This window comes from Bacterioplanes sanyensis (assembly GCF_014652515.1).
In the GTDB taxonomy this organism is placed as follows: Bacteria; Pseudomonadota; Gammaproteobacteria; order Pseudomonadales; family Oceanobacteraceae; genus Bacterioplanes; species Bacterioplanes sanyensis.
The window spans coordinates 69135-90477 of record NZ_BMYY01000012.1 but is presented as its reverse complement, the minus strand read 5'-3'; the positions used below and the strand labels follow the sequence as shown (position 1 = coordinate 90477).

The window sequence follows — 21343 nt, the reverse complement described above, 5'->3', positions numbered from 1 at the left end:
TTGAGTTTATAGCTGCTGCTTAATCCTCACCTCGCTGTACGCTTGGGTTGTTCGCGTCTTCGAGGCTACCTGTGTCAGCAATGACTGGGCCCGCAGGGACCCGACAGCATATGGTTTGGCGTTAAAGCTTGGCATAAAGCAGCAGGCATTAGCAGCCGTTTGTCACGGAGCCAATTTGCGGCGGCAGGCCATCGTTCGGATTGAAGTAATAAGCGAAGCAATCGTCTGCCAACTGATAGCCTTGTGGCCAAATCATTACCAGACGGTTGGCGTTGGAGCGCAGGCCGCTCACGTAAGCGGCTGGGCGTTGGCGCCCGACGCCACACAAATCGTTGGCAGTGCACTCACTGCCGGCGGGGGTAAAGCTGATGGTTTTGCCAATGTCTAATACGTAGCGCCAAGCGCCGTTCCAAAAGCCTTCTAAATAGCCGCTTTCCATAGGAATATTGCGGCCATCCAGAGTAACGCTGCCGGTCGTTACTCCCTCTACCAAGGCCTGAGCATGAAACAACGCCGAGGTGGAGCGCATGGCGCCGGCGGTTTGCTCGATCACGGCAATCCTTGCCTGGCGCTCAACGTTGGCAAAACGTGGAATAGCAAAAGCAGCCAACACCCCCAGCACCACAATCACCAGGATGAGTTCGATCAAGGTAAAACCGCCTATTCTTGCCATCGTCATGTGTTACCTGCGTTGCCCGCATCTATTGCGACTCACCATCGAGCCAAGGCCCAATGTACGCAGCACGCTTAAGCATCGCAATGCGGGATACCCCCAACGGTAATTTTGGCTGCCAGACTGGTAGCCGAGCCTGCTATGATCATTTCTTTTTAAGGAGCTGTGTATGATGAACTTCCGCTCAAAGCTGGCTTTTGCCGGCGTCATACTCGCCAGTTTTTTGCTGGCTTCTTGTGCCACGCTCAACGAGGTGGTGCAAAAACCCAAGGCAAAAGTCAGCGGTGTGAGCATTGCCGATTTGTCGGTTAAGCAAGTCACGTTGGATGTGTTAGTGGACGTTTACAACCCCAATCCGGTGGCGCTTAACACCGAATCACTGACCCTAGACTTAAGCGTTAACCAGCATTCTTTGGCAAAGTTGGAGCGCTCCAATTACCGCCACAGCATTGCCGCCAAGGGCAATAGTCAAATCACCCTGCCACTGACCCTCACCTTTGGTGAGCTGCGCAAATTGGCTGGCAGCCTAGGCGATCAAGACAGCCTGCAATATGGCATTAATGGAGAGCTGGGCTTTAAATTGCCCGTGCTGGGTGTGCTCGCGCTGCCACTGGAATATTCCGGCGAGCTGCCCATTCCCAAATGGCCCAAGGTTGATATTGCCGACGTTAACGTCAAGCAGTTTAACTTCAGCGGTGTCGAGCTGGAGGCCAAACTGACCCTCAGCAACCCCAATGCTTTTGCGTTGGATTTAAACCAGTTTAACTACCAGCTTAATGCTGCCAGCAACACCATTGGCAGCAGCCGTTTAAGCAATGTCTCTCTGCCCGCTGGCGCGAGCAAAACGGTCACAGTGCCGTTTTCGCTGAGTCTATCGGAATTGGGCAATAGCTTGGTGCAAATGCTGCGCGGCAAAGGCCCGGTAACTTTTGAGTTGCTCGGCGACATGGACATTCAACCGCAGTTACCAGCGTGGAAGCCGCAGCCTTTTAGTTTTAGCGAAAAGAAAGATATTTCGTTTTAAGCCATAAAAAACCCGTCATACGACGGGTTTTTTAATTAAAGCCAGCAATCAGTCTTTGACTTCACCGGCTTTCGGGTCATTAAAGATGCGTTCGTCCAGTGCGCCTTCACTGTGCGCCACAATGGTCGACACCGCCGCATCACCGGTCACGTTGACGGCGGTGCGCAGCATATCCAGCAAGCGGTCAACACCAATAATCAAGGCAATGCCTTCGGCCGGCAGGCCCACTTGATTCAGTACCATGGCCAAGGTCACCAGGCCCACACCCGGCACACCGGCGGTGCCGATCGAGGCCAACATGGCCGTCAATACCACCAGCAGGTAATCCACCATGGTTAAGTCTTGGGCAAACGCCTGAGCGATAAAGACCGTCGCCACCCCCTGCATAATGGCGGTACCGTCCATATTGATGGTGGCGCCCATGGGGACGGCAAACGAAGCGACGCGGTTATCCACGCCCAAGCGCTCCTCCACCGTGCGCAACGTCACCGGAATGGTGGCGCCACTGGAGGCGGTGCTGAAAGCAAACATTTGCACGCCGCGCATTTTGCTCAAAAAACGCAGTGGCGACAGACCAGTCAAGCCGCGCAGTAACAGTGGGTAAACAAGGGTCATGTGCATCGCCAGCACCAAAATCACCGTCAGCATGTAAAGCAGTAACTGTCCAACGGTGCCCAAGCCTTCGGAGGCAAACAGATTAAACAGCAAGGCAAATACGCCGTAAGGGGCGAAGTGCATGATGATTTCTACCAGCTTCATCATGGCTTCGTTCCAGTCTTCAAAGTGCGCGGCCAAGCGCTTGCCCGGCTCGCCAGCACGACCAATGGCGGTACCCACCAAAATGGCGAACACAATCACTTGCAGCATGTTGGCATTGGCCATGGCGGCAATACCGTTGGTCGGCACCAAAGCGACAAACACATCCAGCAGAGACGATGCCGGTGGCGGGGTATAGTCGGTACTGGCAGGCAAGTTAATGCCTTCACCCGGTGCAATTAACGTCGCCATGGTTAAGGCGATGGAGATGGCGATACCTGTGGTCGCCAAATACAGCAAAATGGTTTTTAGGCTCAGCCGCCCCAAGCTGCTTTGATCACGTAACGCGCCAACGCCACACACCAAAGACACAAAGACCAGCGGCACGACCAATAATTTCAAGCCCGCGACAAACACCTTGCCTACCCAGGCAAAGACACCGCCCACCAGCAAGCTGTTTAATGTCCAATCTATCCACTCTGGCAAGGCTTGAGTGTTCATCCATTGCGCCAAGCTGCCTAAGACAACCGCCAGCACCATGGCAATTAATATGCGATGTGTTAATGGCATAGTTTTCCTCGCTTTTATTTCTTATCACGCCCGAAAAAACACGCACGACCATGCGAAAAAATACGTAAAATCAACGCGATATTCGGTGTTTTTTTACAAAGGCCGAAAATACTATGCTAACTGGTGGGCAACCGCCAATACTGAGTAGAAAAACTGTTGGTCGATGAGAACCGTCGTTACATCCTGCGGTAAGTCGGTTTAGGAACCTTCAAGCGGATAGAAAGGATACAGCTGCTGAAATTCCTGCAAGCTGAACTGCTGAACAATAGGATCACAAAACTCTGCCCTTCTTGCTCGCCGTGCATCCAGCCCACGATAATTTAGCAATGCTAGGCAATCGAGGCACAGCTCACCGTGCGGCCAGTCATGGGTGCCGCAGCGTACGGCTTGGCCCAAATTGCGAATGTGCTGCACCTGATGGCAATGCGCCAAATGCAGTGCATTGTCGTTTAATAACCAAATACGTGAGTTTTTCAGTGCCAAAGTTTTATCACGCAACGCACGGGTCAAACTGGCACTGATATGCAACTCGCCCTGTTCTAATGCTTCGCGCTCGGCGTATGTTAACTGACGCTGCGGATCGAATAATTGAAAGTTGCCATAATCGTCGGTGCCCATTTGGCGGCGCAATAAATTGAGCTGAGAGTCTTGCAAGAAATCGATCAACTTCATGGCAAGACCTCTTCAAGAATGGTGGCAATGCGCCCTTCGGCATCGGTACGCACACGAAACTCCACTCGTCGTGAACGGTCTTCGTTTTCTTCACCCGCGTCATTGCGCACCACTTTGGCTGACGACAGCCCGTTGGCGGTTAAATGCGAGATCAGCCACTGCTTATCTTGCGCCACTGGCTCTAACCCCAATAAAAAAGCCAAGGTCGAGCGAGTGCGCTCTTGCGATAAATCCATATTGCGAATGTAGGCTTCTTCGGCGCTGTCGGCGCCAAACCAAGCGCTGGAGGTATGGCCTTCAATGCGGACTTCCAGTATGTCTTCGCGGTATTGCGGCTGGGTAATGATGCGCACATAGCGCGGGAAGAAATCCGCCAAAATGGCTTGAAACTCTGGCTTTAACTCTGCCTCGCCGCGATCGAACAAGACGTCGGTATTGTTAAAGCGAAAGGCCAGGTCTTTATCCAACTCAGCGCCCCAGCGCGCCATATCGGGCGCAAACTCCGTATTTAAATCTTCGTACAGCTGGGTACGTAAACGATCATACAGAATCGCCACATCACGGACTTTGTTGCGCTCAATTTCGACGTTGATCATAAACACCACCGAAATCAGCATAAACACCATCATCAAACCTGCCATCAGGTCTGACACGGCAACCCAATGGCCCTCTTGCTCCGGTGGACGCTCCAGCTCGTGACTATTCATCGATGTGCTCGGCCATTTTCACTAACTTCTGCAAGCGCTTGGTGAGCGGTGTGTAATCACTTACAAACTTCTCTGACAGCGCTGTTAGCTGCATACCAAAGGATTTTAGGGCGCGGTTGAGTTCTTCTTCCATGCCTTCATCCAATACCGTCATTTGCCGCTCGACGCGCTCACCGAGGCGCTGCAATTGCTGCAAACTTTGCTGTTGTTGCGCCTCCAGTTGCTGCTGACTGCTGCTCATTTGCTGCTGTAATTGCTCTTCAACATTACGTTGCAATTTGCCCAGCTCTTCCACCGCCCAACGCTGCTGCGACTGCAGGGCATCCGCCATGCCTTGGGTGAGCGCCAACACTCGCTCTTCTAAGCGCGGCAGGCCGTCGGTGGCACTGTTGACCATATCCGCCAGCGAGCCGAGTTGCGCCTGCAAGTTTTCGCGCTGGGCCTCCAGGCCGTTGAGCAAGTCCTGCAAGGATTCAGAAATACCGTTAAAGGCATTGGCATGGCGCACCATGTATTCAAATGCTTCGCTGGCCTCGGCCATGCTGGCAGCGGTGCGCTCTTGCTCGGTAATCAGCTCGCTCAGCTGCTGCTTATATTGCTTTTGCCAGGCCAGCATGGCGATAACAGATTCATTTAAACGCTTAAAGTTATCGCCATACTGCTCGTTGATCTTGGTATTGAATTCGCGCATCACGGTTTCGATGGCCTGAATCAACGCCTTGGCGTTGGCTTCGGCCATGCGCTCTTGGTAGGTCTCTAGGCTGTTGGCAATGCGATCTAACTGGCCCAACATGGCGTCATGCTGATGACTGAGCTGTTGCGGCAAACTGGTGTCACTGTGCAGTTGCTGGCTCAACTGTTTGAGAGATGCATCCAGATCATCAATGCTGGCCAGGCGTGCACTGGACTGCTCAGCACTGCGGGTTTGACTCAAGGCGTGGCGGATTTTCAGCGTCAGCGCACCGAGCAGACCCACAATCGACGACCAAAACGCCGTTTTCAAACCGTCCATTAATTTCGGCACACTGCCTTGAATATCGGCGGTGTCGAAATGCCACAACCCCAGCGCCACCCCCAGAAAGGTACCGAAAATACCGATGCTGGTGAGAATATTGGGCGCGATTTCCGCAGTGCGAGTGGAGTAGCGAAAGAGGTGAAAGTACAGCGTTAACGCTGTGATCAACGCCATCAGGGCGAGGGTCCAAGCCGAAAATTGGGCCGTCATAAAAGGGTTCCCAGCGCAGTTATTCCCAACAAGTCTAGTTCATCCCATGCCATTCGCTGCTTTTGATATATAGCGTGGCAAGTCAACTGACTGCCAGCATACGTAGCCCAACCCGTGATAATCAAGCAATGCTCACTGGCTGGCGTTTTAGGCGCTCTAACGAGTTCGAAATAGCGCTAAGCAAGGCAGTGCGGAAGTGAGACAACGCTGTTAGGGAGAGCGGCTCCAGATCAAATGTTCATGAAACTAACTCAGCAATGAATCCACAAACCCGCCCTACTCTTTCCAGCTTTGCTTCAATAGGCCGAAGCGCCGCCACACAAGGCATTTGCGCCAATTTCAAACGGGCGTTTACAATCAACCATAGTGATGTCGGCAGTGAACATCGGCCTGTCGAACGCACACCCATTCTAACTAACCTTGAGGTACTCACTTATGTCGACCGGTATCTGGATTTTGGTGCTGTTAGGCACCCTGCTGGGTCTGGCTTACAAGCGCAGCGGCTTACGCACCGCGGCCATAGGCATGGCGGTTTTAACCGTGGTGGCCTTTATTGGCGGCGCACCTGGCGTTATTAAACTGTTGAGCGTGCTGCTGGCCGCCGGTTTTGGCGTGCTGAGCTTGGATCAGTTCCGCGCCAACACAGTCACTCGCCCGATCTTTGCCATTTATAAAAAACTGCTACCGCAGATGTCGGACACAGAAAAAACCGCCCTCGAAGCCGGTACTGTCTGGTGGGATGGCGAGCTGTTCGCAGGCAAGCCTGATTGGCACAAGCTGACCAATCACCCCAATCCAACCCTGTCAGCCGAAGAGCAGGCGTTCCTCGATAACCAGGTAGAAACTCTATGCTCCATGGTCGACGAGTGGGAAATCAGCCAAAACGGCGATATGTCGAAAGAAGTGTGGGACTACCTCAAGAACGAGCGCTTCTTCTCCATGATTATTCCCAAAGAGTACGGCGGTTTGGGCTTTTCGGCTCAAGCACAAGCGGCGGTACTGCAGAAAATCTCTGGCCTGTCGAGCGCCGTGTTCTCGACCGTCGGTGTGCCCAACTCCTTAGGCCCAGGCGAGCTGCTGCTGAAATACGGCACCCAAGAGCAAAAAGATCATTACCTGCCGCGCCTGGCCGATGGCCGTGAAATCCCTTGCTTTGGCCTCACCGGCCCGCGCGCAGGCTCAGATGCGACCTCGCTGCCAGACACCGGTGTGGTGTGCAAAGGCGAGTGGGAAGGCAAAGAAGTGGTGGGCATCAAGCTCAACTTCTCTAAGCGCTACATTACCCTAGCGCCGGTAGCGACTGTGGTAGGCCTGGCCTTTCGCATGTTTGACCCAGAGAAGTTGCTCGGCGATGACTACGACATCGGCATCACCGTCGCCCTGCTGCCTCGCCACCTGAAAGGCATGGAAATCGGTAATCGTCACAAGCCGGTTGGCTCGCCGTTTATGAACGGCCCCATTGTCGGTAAAGACGTGTTTATTCCGTTGGAGTTCATCATCGGTGGCGCCGACAACGCCGGTAAAGGTTGGCGCATGCTGGTTGAGTGCTTGTCGGTAGGACGCTGCATTACCCTGCCTTCCTCTGGCGCCGGTGGTGGCAAATACGGCATCGCCGCGGCCGGTGCATACGCACGCATTCGCCGCCAATTCGGTGTGCCGATTGCCAAGCTCGAAGGCGTGCAGGACTCCATCGCCCGCATCGCTGGCAACGCTTACATCTCGGCGGCCGCCTCGCGCATTACCGCCATCGCCATCGACCAAGGTGAAAAACCGTCGGTACCGTCGGCCATCTTGAAGTACAACCTGACCGAAGCGGCGCGCCAAATTGCCCTCGACAGCATGGACATTCACGGCGGCAAAGCCATCATCCAAGGTCCGGGCAACTACATCGAGAGCGGTTACACCTCGGTACCCGTCGCCATCACCGTAGAAGGGGCCAACATTCTGACCCGCTCCATGATTACCTTTGGTCAGGGTGCGATTCGCTGCCATCCGTATGTGCTGCCAGAAATGGAAGCCGCGGCCAGCGACGACTTAAAAGCCTTTGATAAAGCGCTGTTTAGCCACTTTGGCTTTATCTTCTCTAACCTGTCGCGCTCGTTGCTGCTGAGTTTGAGCAATGCCGCCTTTACTTCGGTACCGGCGACTGGCCCAACCAAGAAGTACTACCAGCAGATCAACCGCTATGCCGCCAGCTTTGCTCTGTCGGTCGACATGTGCATGTTCTCATTGGGCGGTGAGTTGAAGTTCCGCGAGCTGATCTCAGCACGCCTGGCGGACATGCTGTCGAAGCTGTATTTGGCATCATTGACCCTCAAGCATTGGGAAGACCAAGGTCGCAATCAGGAAGACTTGGTGCTGGTGGAGTACGCCATGGCCAAACTGTTCTCTGAGTTTGAAGCCGCCCTAGACGGCGTCGCCAAGAACCTGCCCATGCGCCCAGTGGGCTGGGCGCTGCGCGCTTTGACCCTGCCACTGGGTCGTCGTGCACGCCAGCCAGCAGATAAAACCATCGCTAAAATCGTTGAGCTCACCACCGCCGCGACCAGCACCCGTGAGCGTCTGATCGATGGCATTTACCGCGGAGACAACGGCAAAAATCCATTGGCCAAATACGATTCACTGTTGGCCCGTGCTGATCAGGCAGAGCCTATCTACAAGAAGATTGGCGATGCCCTGAAGGCCGGCAAATACGATGAAGCCAACCTCACCATCGAAGGTCGTATCACCGATGGTGTTGAGCTGGGTGTGCTCAGCCAAGAAGAAGCCGACTTCATGCTGGCGTTCGAGAAGGACGTGCTGGACATGATCAACGTCGACGACTTCCCGCTGGAGCACTTTGGTCCAGTCGCCATCAAGCATGATGCTACCGCGACCAAGAAAACCAGCCGCAAACCCAAAGCGGATACTGGCGCAGCCGCCACCGCCGATGAGTAAAAACCAGGGCACCTCTGGATAACTCGGCGCCCTAGCGCTGTGAAAAAGCCCCGCTCTGCGGGGCTTTTTTGTGACTTGCTTGCTTGGCGCGCCGCACCGGCGCTGGTATGTTGAACTTTCTATTGTGCTTATTCTTTGAGAGTTTCCCCATGCTGATCAGCAATATGGAAGTGGTGCCGGGCAAAAAAATCGTTCGCCATCTGGGCCTGGTACAGGGCAGCACCGTACGTGCTAAGCACGCAGGTCGCGACATTATGGCGGGCTTAAAAAACATCTTTGGTGGCGAGCTCAAAGGCTACACCGAGTTGCTGCACGATTCGCGTGAAGAGTCGATGGAGCGCTTACAGCGCCAAGCCGAAGCGTTGGGCGCCAATGCCGTGATCAATGTGCGCTTTTCGACCTCGTCGATTGCCGCCGGCGCCTCGGAAATCTTTGTCTACGGCACCGCGGTGGTGGTGGAGGATCGCTAATGGAGCTGATCGTCTTTCTGGTGCTGCTAGCACTGGGCTACTTTTTTGGCCGCATGGCCGAATCCCGTCACTACCGCCGTATTCATAAACGCGAAAAAGCCTACCGACGCCTATTGGTCATGCCGCAGCGCATACCGCCCATCGACTTTGCCCGCCATGACAGCACTTTGGTCATGGGCAGTGTGGTGATTTCTGTCGACTATTTTAAAACCGTGGCCGCAGGCTTGCGCACCTTATTTGGTGGCCGCGTTGGTGCTTATGAAACTCTGCTCGATCGCGCTCGCCGTGAAGCCGTATTGCGTATGCAAGAAGACGCTAAACGCCATGGTGCCGATGCCATCTACAACCTCAAATTTGAAACCTCACGCATCAGCCAGAATGCCGGCAACGCCTTGGGCTCGGTAGAGGTGTTGGCCTACGGCACGGCACTGCTGCCCACGCCCGATATGCGCGCCGAGCGCATTGCCAATGCCGAGCGCACAGCCTGATGGATAGGCGCCCAGCGGAGAATCCGATTCTGCCGGATTCCATCAACAACGCCCATGAGCATCCGCTAAAAGACTTCTTTATTCTGGTGCTGGGCGTGGCTGCCATCATGGCGCTACTGACCTGGCTGTTAGCCGCCAGCGCCACCTGGCTGGCACCACGCATTCCCTACAGCTGGGAAAGCGGCTGGGTCGACGCCCAGCAGAGCGATGATGCTATCGAAGTGGAGCTGCAACAGCTGATGAGCAAGCTGTTGCCAGAGAGCGCCCTGCCCGTTCAAGTGCATTATTTGGCAGACGAAGCGGCTCCCAATGCCTTCGCCACCTTAGGCGGACACATCTTCGTGACCCAAGGCCTATTAGAGGCAGTGCAATCAGAAAATGGCCTGGCCATGGTGTTGGCGCACGAATATGCCCATGTACAACTGCGCCACCCCATGACCTTGCTGTTAGAGCAATTATCCTTTGGCGTCATCTTTGGACTGTTAGGCGCCAATGACGTTGGCAGCTGGGTGGGCCAACACTCCTCCATGCTGACGCTGCTGTCGTTTAACCGCGATATGGAGCGCGCAGCCGACGGCTACGCCCTGCAACGCCTGCAAGCCGTGTATGGCCACAGCCGTGGGGCAGAGGAGTTTTTCCGGCATGTATTGGAAGAAGACGAAAGCCACTGGCAGCAGTTTATGCAGACCCACCCACTGACCAGCGAGCGTCTGGCGCATATTGAAAGCCAACCAGGCAATGGCGAGTTAACGCCGTTGAGCAAAACGCTGCAGCTCAATTAAAAAAGCCCTTGCGATGCAAGGGCTTCAGCGTGGGCCTAATGGCCTCAGCCTTGGCTATCTAAATCATCGAGGTAGCGCTCGGCATCCAGCGCCGCCATACACCCCGTACCCGCGGAGGTAATGGCCTGACGATAAACGTGGTCCATTACATCGCCTGCAGCGTACACGCCTGGCACACTGGTTTGGGTGGCGTTGCCTTCTAGGCCGCTTTGCACCTTGATGTAGCCGTTTTCCATCGCTAATTGGCCTTCGAAGATGCCAGTGTTTGGCTGATGGCCAATGGCGATAAAGATGCCTTCCAGCTCGATTTCTTCTGTGGCACCGGTTTCACGATTTTTGATGCGCATGCCGGTGACGCCCATCTCATCGCCCAACACTTCATCCAGCTCGTTGTTCCACTTGATGGTCACATTGCCATTCGCGGCTTTGTCGAGCAGCTTATCGGCCAGAATTTTTTCACTGCGGAAGCTATCGCGGCGGTGCACGACCACCACTTCTTTGGCGATGTTCGACAGGTACAAAGCTTCTTCAACCGCGGTGTTGCCACCACCAATCACCGCCACGCGCTTGTTGCGGTAAAAGAAGCCATCACAGGTGGCACAAGCCGACACACCCTTGCCCTTGAAGGCTTCTTCACTTTCCAAACCTAAGTATTTGGCGCTGGCGCCGGTCGCAATGATCAGCGCGTCACAGGTGTACTCACCGCTGTCGCCTTTCAGACGGAATGGACGTTGTTCTAGGTTCACACTGTTGACGTGATCAAAAATCACCTCAGTATCAAAGCGCTCAGCGTGGGCTTTCATGCGCTCCATCAGCTCAGGGCCTTGCACACCCTCAGCATCACCAGGCCAGTTATCAACGTCGGTGGTGGTGGTCAACTGACCACCCATCTGCATACCAGTCACCATCACTGGGTTGAGGTTGGCACGGGCGGCATAAACGGCGGCGGTGTAGCCGGCCGGGCCAGAGCCCAGAATCAACAGTTTTACGTGACGAGGTTCGCTCATTTTGTTCTCCACTAGCGCCCGGCACTGACCAGGGTCAGGCGCGGGGTTTGATTCGTATCCACCCACTGTGCGTTGAAGCACACAACAGTGGTCAGGTTGAAAGCGCGTAGCTTATCGCCAAACCAGCCAAGGTGTTAAATGAATATTACTTATCTGTTTATCGAGGCTAGCTATGGTGGCAGGGCTAACCTGCTAACCGTGACGCAAACAGCCGATGACCTGCTAAGCTGAAAAGTGTGTCTGCATTGGCCCATTTCAGCATAATCTATGTTTTTCAATAGCTTAGCGATCCTAATGAATCAGGATGGCAAATGTGTCAATAACACCACATTGTCGTAATAGGTCGAATGCGGCACCATCGGTATGGGAACAGTCAATGCTCACCACAGATAACAACAACAAGCGATAGATAAAGGTCACGCCATGCAAAAACGTCAACAGATTGAACAGCGCTCGCGTCTCGGCACGCTGCTGATTCACAAAGGCCTGATCAGCCGCCAGCAACTGGATGATGCGCTGACTCGCCAGGCCTCTGGCGGCGGCCGGCTGGGTGAAATTCTGGTCACACAGGGCGTATTAACCGAGCGCCAACTGAAGCGCGCTTTGCGCCGGCAGTCGAACTATCGCTTAGTAGCCGCCGTTTCTGCCATGTTGCTGGGGCCATTCCAGCCCTTTATCAGCAGCGCCAATGCCGCGATAGACGAAGGCCCGGCCGTGGCCGAGCAGCAGGTGAAACGCTCGCCGTTTCAACAAGGCGGCATGCAAGCGTTGTCCGAAGCTGAAATGGGTGGCGTGACCGCACAAGGTGCGACGGACATTCTCGCCAACATTGACCGACTGCAAGACATTGCGGCCAACCCGGATGCCAGCGATGAGGACATTGCTACCACCACCTTAGAAACCCTGCTCAATACCTCACTGCCCATCTCCAACTTGTTTGATGCGGAAATGGAAATTCGTGGCATTGAATACGCCGACGGGCCTCGCACGGTCATGAATACCGACGGCTCGCTGGAGGTCAAACTGCCAACCAACATTGAGGAAGTGTCATTTCGCAATGTGCGTGTACAAGGCATGCAAGACAGCCACCTGGGCGATGTGACCATTCGCAACCTTTCTTTTGGCGCCGGCACCACAGTAAACATCAGCTTGCGGCCTTGACCTTGCCCGCGAGAAAGAAGGCTCCTACCCAGGAGCCTTTTTTATTGCTCAGTAGCCGATGGCCAAAGGCACAAAGGCCACCAACGCCAGAGCAATGGCCATGGTCACTAAGGGCAGGAGGATTTTTTCATGCCGGTACCAGAAGGTGTCGCCTTCCAGCTTGGATAAACGCACCTCTTCTTCGCCCACTACTTGCCGCGTTAACAAATGATTGAGCGCCACCGGCGGTGTTAAATAGCCCAGTTCAAACGCCACCAAGGTCACCATCCAAAAATGCACTGGATCAATGCCACTTTGGTAAGCAATGCTGGCAATGGTGGCACTGACCAATATCACCGCACCGTAAGGGTCGATCACCATACCGATCAACACCAAAAGCACCACCATTAACGCCATCGCCAGCCAAATGGAATCAAAACTGGTGGGCACCAATGCCATTAACTCGGCGCGCTCGACCACACCGCCAATGCTCACAGATAACCCCATCAGCATCAGCAAGGCACCGATATGACCTGTGGTTTCGGTGGTCGCTTCACGGATTTTTTTCTCTAGCGAATCCTGACCGTCGCGCAGGTCATGCCAAGATTCCTCCACCCGCTGCTCGACGTAATTAACATTGAGATTTTCACGCTTTAATAGGGCTTTTTCTTCACTGACGCGTTCATACATTAAAATCGCCAACAGCAACACCGGCAAAATCACGGGGGCTGAAAACTCATCTAAGTAGGCATCCAACAGCAGTGCGTACAGCAGCAAAATCACACTGATCAGCACCACATAAGGCAGCAAAGGTTTAAGCGAGCGTAAAAACTGCGGCCACACATCGTCTGGCAGTGTTAATGGGGCTTTTTCCTGGCGCGTCAGCAGCGCCATGGCAGCAAACAGCAGCGCGGTCAAAAAGAAGACTTTTACCCCCCAGCCAAACAGCTGGTCCGTGGTCACTTCGTTATTCAGCGCGGCAATGATCACCACCAACAAACAGGGCCGCAGCACCACCCCCATCGACCCCGACATAGCCGTGGCTGCCAAGGCCAGTTGTCGCCGCGCTCCAGCACGGCGCAGCTCGCTGTAAATCAAACCGCCTACAGCAATCACAAAAATCCCAGAAGCGCCGGTATAAGCCGTAGGAATGGCGGCTAACGCGACCACCGCCACCGCCAGCATTTCCGGTGGCAGGTTAAATGGCCGAAACACGTCAAATACGCGCTGTGCCAGCAAGGTACGTTTAAACAACATGCCGATCCAAACGTATAAGCCGACGTTTAAAAACAGCTGTGACAGCTCCATCATTTGGTTGAGATAAATGCCAATGCCAGCACTGTGCCCCGACATAATAAAAAAGCTGCCGGAAATAATGCACATAGTCGAATACAGTGGAATCGATAGCTGCGCCTTAAAGAAGTTGCCGCCGGGTTTGGCGTCTTCTGGAATAAATAAAAACTGATACAGGCTGAGCAATAAAATAAAGGCAAAGCCATAAATCCACAGATGATGCAGAATCAAATGTTCCTGGCTGACGCTAACGCCTGCGCCCACCGCCACTTCGCGAAAGCTGTACACCGAATAAAATAAAATGCTGCTGGAAATCAGCTGGGCGCCGGCGGCAACGCGGTAGTCCATCACGGTTTCCATCGGCCGCAGGGCAATGTGATGACGTCGGAACACGGCGGTCAAGCCACAGATCAACACCAACACCGCCAACATAATGCGCTGCGCCTGCATGCCCAGCTCGCCAAAGCCAGCAACGCCTAACTCAATGCTGCGAAATACCTGTACCGCCGGAGTAATTCGCTCCAGCGTTTGCTGATACTGCTGATGTTGCTGCGCACATTGCGCTTTTGCCGCCAGCAACGACTGACGCATCACAGCTGGGTCAACAGGATCAGGGGCGAGTAAATCCCATTCATCATCAACGGCCTGGCTCTCCGCCACCAGTTGCTGCAAGCGTGCATCAATGTCCATATTGGGGTTGCACGCAGGTGCGGCCGGATCATGACGCAGCTTAAAATAGCCATCCCAAGTGCTTTCACCCAGTTTTAATAGCTGAGCATGCAGGGTATGGCTGGTATTGAGAACGACAACAAACACCAGCACCAGAAAAGCCGGCAAGGCCGCCAGCCATTCATAAGCACTGCGATTGGCAAAGCGCGCAGCCTGTTCCATGGAAATACCTCAAATGGCGCTCTGGCGGCGCCCTGTTGTTATTATTAGAGAGGGTGAGTTTTCAACGAGACTATTCGAGTTTATCAACACACTCAGCTGCCGTCGGGTTATCGCGACAGCGCAGCTTGCGCAGCAGTGTTAACATACTGGCGTGATACACGCCTTCATCGCGCAGTTGTATGCGAATGTCGCGCAGCATCTGGTTATATTCTGCGCGCGCTTCAGCAGTTAAATCCACCCAGTAATGCGATTCAATGGCGGCGGTATCGGCGGCAATGCTTTGCGCCACACGCTCAAACTGCTGCGCCAATGCCTGACGTGACTGAGCGCCAAATCCTGCCGGAAAGCGCTCCCGATGCGCCACCAGTTGAAAATCCAGATAGGCCAGATTAAAGCGAATAATCCCGCCACTTTCGCCCAAGCCTTTGTAAAGCTCCAGCGGCTTGTAAGCCAATGCCGGCGCATAGGCAGCATCCACGCTGCCATTATTGAACATGCCGGAAAAATTGGCCGAGTTCGCCGGCACCACCGAGGCACCCACGTGATTGACCAAGCGCTTGGAAGGCTCATCATAGTCAATGGTGGCAATGCGCTTGCCAGACAACTCCTCCACCGAGTCGACGGAACGGTCGCGCACAAATAAATAGATCGGCCCAGCTGGTAAAACGCCCATCACCTCGTAGCGTCCTTCCACCATGTAGCGCTCGGCTTTGGGCGATGAAATCAGCTGCACCAATTGCTGCATGATGTTCTCAGAAGGCACCGCACCGATGGCCTCGACGGTGGCCGTGAAGGTGTTAAACGGCCGCGCGCGAGCACCGGTAAGCACCACGGCATCGCATTGCTGGGCTTTAAAATCATCGGAGGCGATTTTTTCATCCGTGTAGGCCCGCAAATGAAAATCTACCCCCCACTCAAGCGCTAGGGTGCGGTAATCCTTAGCCACACTGTAAAGCCCACCGTTGGCACCTAAAGGATCAAACACACACAGGGTGCGCTTAACCACCTCAGCCTGAGCCAGCGAGGTCAGCAATAGCAAACTCAGCAGCAACAATCGCATTATTCGCCTCCCAGTAAGTCATCGATGTCAAAAGCGGGCATGGCAGCGGGTTTGTCATCCCAGAAGGTACCCAACTGATCGTAAGGCGTACGCGAGCCGGTGGCTTCCGTCCACATGCGGTCCGATACCGCCACAATTTGCCGATGCGCCATAATATCTAACAGACGATAGTCTGGCGCGGCTGGTGTTTGCTCCAGCGATTGCGCATGACGACGAATGGCGTCTTTTAAGCGCTGCTGATCGCCACTGCTGTCGGCAATGGTCACTTCAATAGCATGTGCCATACGTACACCCGCATCACTGGCCATGGCGCTGGCTTGTTGCAGCTGCTGCCAAGGATCGGTGCCCACTGGGGCGTTGTCTGGCAACATGACCCACACTGATGCCTGCACAGCTTGCGGCAAGCCCCACCAGCGCTGGTTGTCGACGCATTGCATGCCACGCACTGATTTCATGGCGATGTCCTTGGGCACGCCTACGGCTCCCTCGGCGCGCAAGTCACTCATCACCGACTGCACCCCAGCTAAAATACCTAACACCCAGTAGATTTCTTCATCCCGGTCTAGATCCGGGCATTCAGCACCCGGCTCCGTGAACTCCGCCACCATGTGCTGGTAGGCCTTGTATTGGCGCTGTGCTGCCAAGGCATAGCCGCGCTTTTCCAAAATACGAGCATCTTTGGCGGCCGCCACTTGCTGGCTGTCAAAGGCCCGCAAATAGGCTAACGCGTGTTCGTGCGCCTCGGCTTCAGCACAACTACCCGCCATCATATACAAGGTGGTGGCCGGTAAATGCGCCTCGTAGGTGACGTCCGAAAATGACAGCAAGGTTTCTGCCAGCGCCTGCGATTGATTGCACACCAGGGTCGGGTCATCGCTGCGCATGGTAAAGGGAATGGCATGGCTCTCGGCGTAGTCGTAGGCAAACCAGCCGGTGGTTTTATAGACGGCGCTACAACCCGACAGCGTCAGCGCAGCAGTCAGCGCAGCGACGCGCGCCAACGAAGGAGAAAGCAAAGACATGGTGCCCCCAAGAGAATGCTTATTTATTGTTATTATCACGGCCTGAGGCCAGTGGTTGACAGGTACCTTGCCAGTGTATCGCAACAGATACCAGTGCCATTGACCCGAGCCACAGCCGCCATTGACCTTAAAGTCAATGGCAGAGTCCCAAAAGGTTCTTCCCTGCCAAAACCGCGCCCACAACATGAAATGGCCTCTTTAAAACCGAGCAACACTCGCCCCTTGGCAACCCAACCATAACCCTGCATGATGAAAGTCAGAGGCATTACACGACGCTGTGTCGTCGTCCTGATTACAGGAGAGGTCATTGACGATCCGTATTGATCCTGCCCATTCCCTTCCCCGCTGGCAGCCACTGCTAGCTCACCCGACCTCGTCTGTGACTGCCGCAGGCAGAAAACGCTCTACCCCCCGCTTTGGATGCACAGGAGATTGCTGATATGGCAGCACGCAAGTCCGACACCAAGTTGTATGTTCTGGACACCAACGTACTGATCCACGACCCGGTCGCTATGCTCAACTTTGAAGAGCATCAGGTGGTGATTCCCATGACTGTTCTGGAGGAACTCGACAAGCTGAAGATGGGCAAAGCCGCCATTGCTACCGACTGCCGCGAGGCCATTCGCCAAATTGATCGCATCATTGGCGATGCCAGCCCGACCGAAATTGCTAAGGGGGTGCCGATTCGTCGGGCCGATGACAGTTTCCAGGGCAGTTTTTCGATTTTGCTCGATAGCTTTAACCAACCCAATCGGGTACTGCCGCAAGACCTCAACGACAACAAAATCATCAACAGCTTAGTAGCGTTGCAAGAGAAGCATCCGCGCCGCGATGTAATCTTGATTACCAAAGACATCAATATGCGCCTAAAAGCGCGTGGTTGCGGCCTTGGCGCCCAGGACTACCAAAACGATCAACTGGTATCAGACGTTGCCTTACTGGAAACCGGCTACCACGCCTATGAAGGCTCGTTTTGGGATAGCCAGCAACAAGTGCACAGTTTTCACGATGAAAGCGGCACCTATCATCGTCTGGCTCGCAACGATTTACCGGAGGAGTTGCACGTCAATCGCTTTATCGTTGACGACAAAGGCTTCATCGGCCGTGTTGTCGCCATAGATGAAGAGCAAGTCACACTGCAAGACTTGCCCGCCGAGCAGCTGTTGCAGCAGTCCGCTTGGGGGTTAACCCCCAGAGACATTCCACAAGCCATTGCCTTGCATTTGCTGCTTGACCCAGATGTGCATCTAGTGACATTGAGCGGTCAAGCAGGCTCGGGCAAAACCATTTTGGCCCTGGCAGCGGCCATTGAAATGACCGTTGCTAGCAATCAATTTCGCCGCATCATTGCCACCCGCAGTACTCGCGGTTTGGATGAAGACATTGGCTATTTGCCTGGCACAGAAGCCGAAAAAATGGAGCCTTGGCTGGGCGCCATTACCGACAACCTTGAAGCCTTGCACAAAGACGATGAGCACGCTCACAGCAGCGTCGATTATATTTTGCAAAAAGTGCCGTTGCAGTTTAAGTCGCTTAACTACATTCGCGGCCGCAGCTTCCAGCACAGTTTGATTTTGATCGACGAGTGTCAGAACCTGACGCCCCATCAAATGAAAACCATCATTACCCGCGCCGGGGCCGGCAGCAAAGTGGTGTGTCTGGGCAATCTGGCGCAGATCGACACACCTTACTTAAATGCCGTCAGCTCCGGCCTGACCTATTTAATCGAACGCTTTAAGCACTTCAACCACGGCGGAACCGTGCATTTACAGGGTTCTCCGCGTTCGGTACTGGCCGAGTACGCTGAAACCCATCTTTGACGATATAAAAATCGTGGACTATATAACTGAGGGTATGTGCTGTGTCGCCTAGGCGGCACGGCGTTTTTTTCACCGCGGTAACAATGCATGGAAGGCCACCTATGAGAACCTTGGTTGCTCTGCTGTTAATAATCGCTGGCGCCGCCCAAGCCGAAGAAAAGATTTACCAGCTGGAGTTTGAAACCGACTCCAACTGGACCAGCATCGAAATTCGTGACGACGCCGAGTTCGTCAACGCCCCAGCCGGTGAAACCATGAACATCACCGCCAAAGATGGGCTGCGCTCCTACACCATTTCGCCGAAAAAAATTCACCTGCGCTCGCGCACCCGCGGCCAAGTCAATATGAACCTGTTTGTGCGCTCTAAAAACAACGTGTTGGGCCTCACCATTTGCAAAGGCTCAGCCTCCAGTTACACCTGGATCAAATCCGAGCAATCGCGGCAAAAAAATGACTTAAAAGAACGCAACCACTGCGAGCCCGCCGCCTTGGTGTTGAACCTGTTCTAACGCCAGTAAGGCCAGCGGTGCCATGCCGCTGGTCTATCCCTGCCCTTCTTGCAAATGCCCAAGGTGCCTGTGATATAACTTACCCTCCACAGACAACCACCTAAAGACAACCCCCCATAAGCAACAAAGAGATACCCCCATCATGCGACTGGCCATTTATTGTGGTGCGCGCCTCGGCAATAACGAACAATATCAGCAGGCTGCTGCACAATTAGCGACCCACCTTGCCCAGCAGGGCATCGGCATTGTGTATGGCGGCGGACACACCGGACTGATGGGCACCATTGCCGATGCAGCACTCGCGGCCGGTGGTGAGGTGATTGGCGTGATTCCCCACGCGTTAGAGCTACGTGAAGTTGGCCACACGGGCCTAAGCCAGATGATTCGCGTTGCCAGCATGCACGAGCGCAAAGCCCAAATGGCCGAACTGGCCGATGGTTTTCTGGCCTTGCCCGGCGGCATAGGAACCTTAGATGAACTGATCGAAATCTGGTGCTGGGCCGGCCTTGGCGATCACAGCAAACCTTGTGCGTGCTACGACATCAACCACTACTGGCAGGCACTGTTCGATTTACTGCAGCACTTTGAGCACGAAGGCTTTGCCCATCACAGTGGCGAGCTACAACGCTTAAGCTCACCGCAGCAAGTCACCGAGTGGCTGAAAAACAGCTAACAGCATCAGAGGTGTTAAGCCTCTGATTGCAACAATGGCCGGGTTTCAGCCGCAAAACCGGCACCTACTTCGGCGTAGTAGTTGAACACCACATCGACGCCCAGTGACAACAGCTGTTGGCGCTCGTCTTCATAGCGTGCCACCGCCGCCGTGCGGCCTTGATAACCCGCCAAGCGCAGCATTTCCAAGGTACTGAGCATTTCCACCTGCGATGGCAATGCCAACATGACCAACTTCACTGCGCGACCATTGGCACCCGGTTTAAGCGCCTGCTGCCAAAACTCCAAGTCATCGGAATCCCCCAACGCGACGCAAATGCCTTCTTGCCGCAGCCGCGCCACACGCTCGCTGTCTGATTCAATGCCCCATACCTGCTCTGGGTAATCTGGCGTAATCGCTTGATACGCGCCTTTGCCCACACGACCCATGCCCAAAATCAAAATTTCAGCATTGGCCGGACGCTCAAACTTGGGTGCCACACCGCTGCGTTCAAAGCGGTTAAAGGTATCTTTGTGCAGCGCATAAATATGGTGAGCACGACGGTATAAAAAGCTGCTGAGAATAAAGGACACTGACATCACCAGCGCGATGATGACCAGCCAGTCCTCCGACATCCAGCCATTTTTGACGCTCAAATGCGCCACGATCAAGCCAAACTCGCTGTAGTTGGTCAGTGCCAGCGCCGCCAGATAGGAAGAGCGGCCAGACACTTTAAAACGCGTCAAAAGCCAGAAGAACAAAGCAAACTTGGCCACCAAAATCAGCAGCAACATGGCAGCACTGACGGCCATATCGGCGCTGGGCAGCGCGGTAAAGCCAATCGACAAGAAAAAGCCGATTAAGAACAAATCTTTAAAGCCCATCAAGGCTTTATACAGCTCTGAGCCTTTGGGGTGGCGGGCCAACAGCATACCGACCACCAGCGCGCCCAGATCGCCCTTTAAGTCGACGGCGTAAAACAGCTCTGAACCGCCCAAGGCCAAAAAGAAGCCCAACAATGGCAACAGCTCACCGTGGCCCGCTGCCTGCACGAGACGGTACAGCAATGGCCGAGCGAACCACAGCAACAGTAACGCCAGCGCCCAGACCGACGGCATTTTACCCGTCGAGGCAACTAAAAACAGCACCGCGAAAATGTCCTGAATAATCAGAATGCCCAGGGCTAAGCGTCCATGTTTGGCCTTTAGCTCGGAGGACTCCTCCAGCATTTTCACCACGCACACAGTGGAAGAAAAACTTAGCGCAAAGCCAATCAGCGCTTGGGTGGTCCAGCTGACATCGTAGTAATGACTGATGCCCAACCAAGAGGCCAGCACCAATAGCCCTACCATCAGCACCGTCCAAATGGCCGTGTTTAAGCTGGTGGTGGCCCACACTTCTGGCCGGATTAATGCCCTGACATCCAGCTTTAAGCCAATGGTGAACAGCATTAAAGTAATGCCCAAGTCAGCCAGCGTTTGCAGGTTGTCGGCAGGCTCGACCCCAGCGGCATGCAAACCAAAGCCAGCCAACAAAAAACCCACCAAAGGCGGCATGCCGATTTGCTTCATGATAAAGCCACCGGCAAATGCCACCAGAATCCACAAAAAGTCCATTACCGCTGTTATCCCCCAGATTGCAGGTC

General features: G+C 54.4%; 19 protein-coding genes. 9 read left to right on the top strand and 10 right to left on the bottom strand.

Features of this window, described 5'->3' with window-relative positions:
• Positions 1 to 148 precede the first annotated feature (148 nt).
• A complete protein-coding gene (locus IE090_RS17960) occupies positions 149 to 679 on the bottom strand; it encodes a type II secretion system protein (RefSeq protein ID WP_189389555.1) in 531 nt (176 codons plus the stop codon).
• 163 nt (positions 680 to 842) lie between these two features.
• Between IE090_RS17960 and IE090_RS14965 the strand changes: the two genes are divergently transcribed.
• Positions 843 to 1697, top strand: coding sequence for an LEA/WHy family protein (locus tag IE090_RS14965; protein WP_189389554.1), 855 nt, complete (start codon positions 843 to 845; stop codon positions 1695 to 1697).
• 48 nt (positions 1698 to 1745) lie between these two features.
• Here the strand turns inward: IE090_RS14965 and IE090_RS14960 are convergent, their stop codons facing one another.
• The 4 genes from IE090_RS14960 to IE090_RS14945 all read right to left on the bottom strand — a co-directional run bounded on the left by IE090_RS14960 (position 1746) and on the right by IE090_RS14945 (position 5627).
• Complete coding sequence (locus IE090_RS14960; RefSeq protein ID WP_229815791.1) at positions 1746 to 3023, bottom strand: dicarboxylate/amino acid:cation symporter; 1278 nt, start codon at positions 3021 to 3023, stop codon at positions 1746 to 1748.
• Between the two features lie 198 nt (positions 3024 to 3221).
• Entirely contained in the window at positions 3222 to 3695 is a 474-nt protein-coding gene (locus IE090_RS14955) for a hypothetical protein (protein WP_189389552.1), read from the bottom strand.
• Positions 3692 to 4402 (bottom strand): OmpA/MotB family protein, encoded by a 711-nt coding sequence (locus IE090_RS14950; RefSeq protein ID WP_189389551.1) that lies wholly within the window; start codon positions 4400 to 4402, stop codon positions 3692 to 3694. The genes IE090_RS14955 and IE090_RS14950 overlap by 4 nt, the downstream gene beginning before the upstream one ends.
• A complete protein-coding gene (locus tag IE090_RS14945) occupies positions 4395 to 5627 on the bottom strand; it encodes a hypothetical protein (protein ID WP_189389550.1) in 1233 nt (410 codons plus the stop codon). The genes IE090_RS14950 and IE090_RS14945 overlap by 8 nt, the downstream gene beginning before the upstream one ends.
• 435 nt (positions 5628 to 6062) lie before the next feature.
• Between IE090_RS14945 and IE090_RS14940 the strand changes: the two genes are divergently transcribed.
• The 4 genes from IE090_RS14940 to IE090_RS14925 all read left to right on the top strand — a co-directional run bounded on the left by IE090_RS14940 (position 6063) and on the right by IE090_RS14925 (position 10304).
• Positions 6063 to 8564, top strand: coding sequence for an acyl-CoA dehydrogenase (locus tag IE090_RS14940; RefSeq protein WP_189389548.1), 2502 nt, complete (start codon positions 6063 to 6065; stop codon positions 8562 to 8564).
• Positions 8565 to 8671: 107 nt separating this feature from the next.
• Complete coding sequence (locus tag IE090_RS14935) at positions 8672 to 9034, top strand: YbjQ family protein (RefSeq protein ID WP_373296424.1); 363 nt, start codon at positions 8672 to 8674, stop codon at positions 9032 to 9034.
• Positions 9034 to 9522, top strand: coding sequence for a YbjQ family protein (locus tag IE090_RS14930; RefSeq protein WP_189389546.1), 489 nt, complete (start codon positions 9034 to 9036; stop codon positions 9520 to 9522). Before IE090_RS14935 ends, IE090_RS14930 begins: the two co-directional genes overlap by 1 nt.
• Entirely contained in the window at positions 9522 to 10304 is a 783-nt protein-coding gene (locus tag IE090_RS14925) for a M48 family metallopeptidase (protein WP_189389545.1), read from the top strand. The genes IE090_RS14930 and IE090_RS14925 overlap by 1 nt, the downstream gene beginning before the upstream one ends.
• Positions 10305 to 10348: 44 nt before the next feature.
• Here IE090_RS14925 and trxB read toward each other — a convergent pair whose 3' ends face one another.
• Complete coding sequence (gene trxB / locus IE090_RS14920) at positions 10349 to 11311, bottom strand: thioredoxin-disulfide reductase (protein ID WP_189389543.1); 963 nt, start codon at positions 11309 to 11311, stop codon at positions 10349 to 10351.
• Between the two features lie 423 nt (positions 11312 to 11734).
• Here trxB and IE090_RS14915 point away from each other — a divergent pair, with 423 nt between their 5' ends.
• A complete protein-coding gene (locus IE090_RS14915) occupies positions 11735 to 12472 on the top strand; it encodes a cyclic di-GMP-binding domain-containing protein, MshE-related (protein WP_189389542.1) in 738 nt (245 codons plus the stop codon).
• 48 nt (positions 12473 to 12520) lie between these two features.
• On the opposite strand, the gene IE090_RS14910 is transcribed toward IE090_RS14915, so the two are convergent.
• From IE090_RS14910 to IE090_RS14900, 3 genes are all read right to left on the bottom strand, one after another.
• Positions 12521 to 14635 carry a TRAP transporter large permease subunit gene (locus IE090_RS14910; protein ID WP_189389540.1) on the bottom strand — a complete coding sequence of 705 codons (2115 nt, stop codon included), beginning with the start codon at positions 14633 to 14635 and terminating at the stop codon, positions 12521 to 12523.
• Between the two features lie 70 nt (positions 14636 to 14705).
• Positions 14706 to 15695 carry a putative solute-binding protein gene (locus tag IE090_RS14905; RefSeq protein ID WP_189389539.1) on the bottom strand — a complete coding sequence of 330 codons (990 nt, stop codon included), beginning with the start codon at positions 15693 to 15695 and terminating at the stop codon, positions 14706 to 14708.
• Positions 15695 to 16717 carry a hypothetical protein gene (locus tag IE090_RS14900; RefSeq protein WP_189389537.1) on the bottom strand — a complete coding sequence of 341 codons (1023 nt, stop codon included), beginning with the start codon at positions 16715 to 16717 and terminating at the stop codon, positions 15695 to 15697. Before IE090_RS14900 ends, IE090_RS14905 begins: the two co-directional genes overlap by 1 nt.
• Positions 16718 to 17157: 440 nt before the next feature.
• Between IE090_RS14900 and IE090_RS14895 the strand changes: the two genes are divergently transcribed.
• From IE090_RS14895 to IE090_RS14885, 3 genes are all read left to right on the top strand, one after another.
• Positions 17158 to 18537, top strand: coding sequence for a PhoH family protein (locus IE090_RS14895; RefSeq protein ID WP_189389535.1), 1380 nt, complete (start codon positions 17158 to 17160; stop codon positions 18535 to 18537).
• A 101-nt stretch (positions 18538 to 18638) separates the two neighbouring features.
• Positions 18639 to 19046, top strand: coding sequence for a hypothetical protein (locus IE090_RS14890; protein WP_189389532.1), 408 nt, complete (start codon positions 18639 to 18641; stop codon positions 19044 to 19046).
• A gap of 142 nt (positions 19047 to 19188) precedes the next feature.
• Complete coding sequence (locus tag IE090_RS14885; protein WP_189389530.1) at positions 19189 to 19719, top strand: LOG family protein; 531 nt, start codon at positions 19189 to 19191, stop codon at positions 19717 to 19719.
• A gap of 14 nt (positions 19720 to 19733) precedes the next feature.
• Here the strand turns inward: IE090_RS14885 and IE090_RS14880 are convergent, their stop codons facing one another.
• The gene (locus tag IE090_RS14880) at positions 19734 to 21314 is read right to left on the bottom strand and encodes a cation:proton antiporter domain-containing protein (RefSeq protein ID WP_189389528.1); all 1581 of its coding nucleotides are present in this window, start codon (positions 21312 to 21314) and stop codon (positions 19734 to 19736) included.
• Between the last annotated feature and the right edge of the window lie 29 nt (positions 21315 to 21343).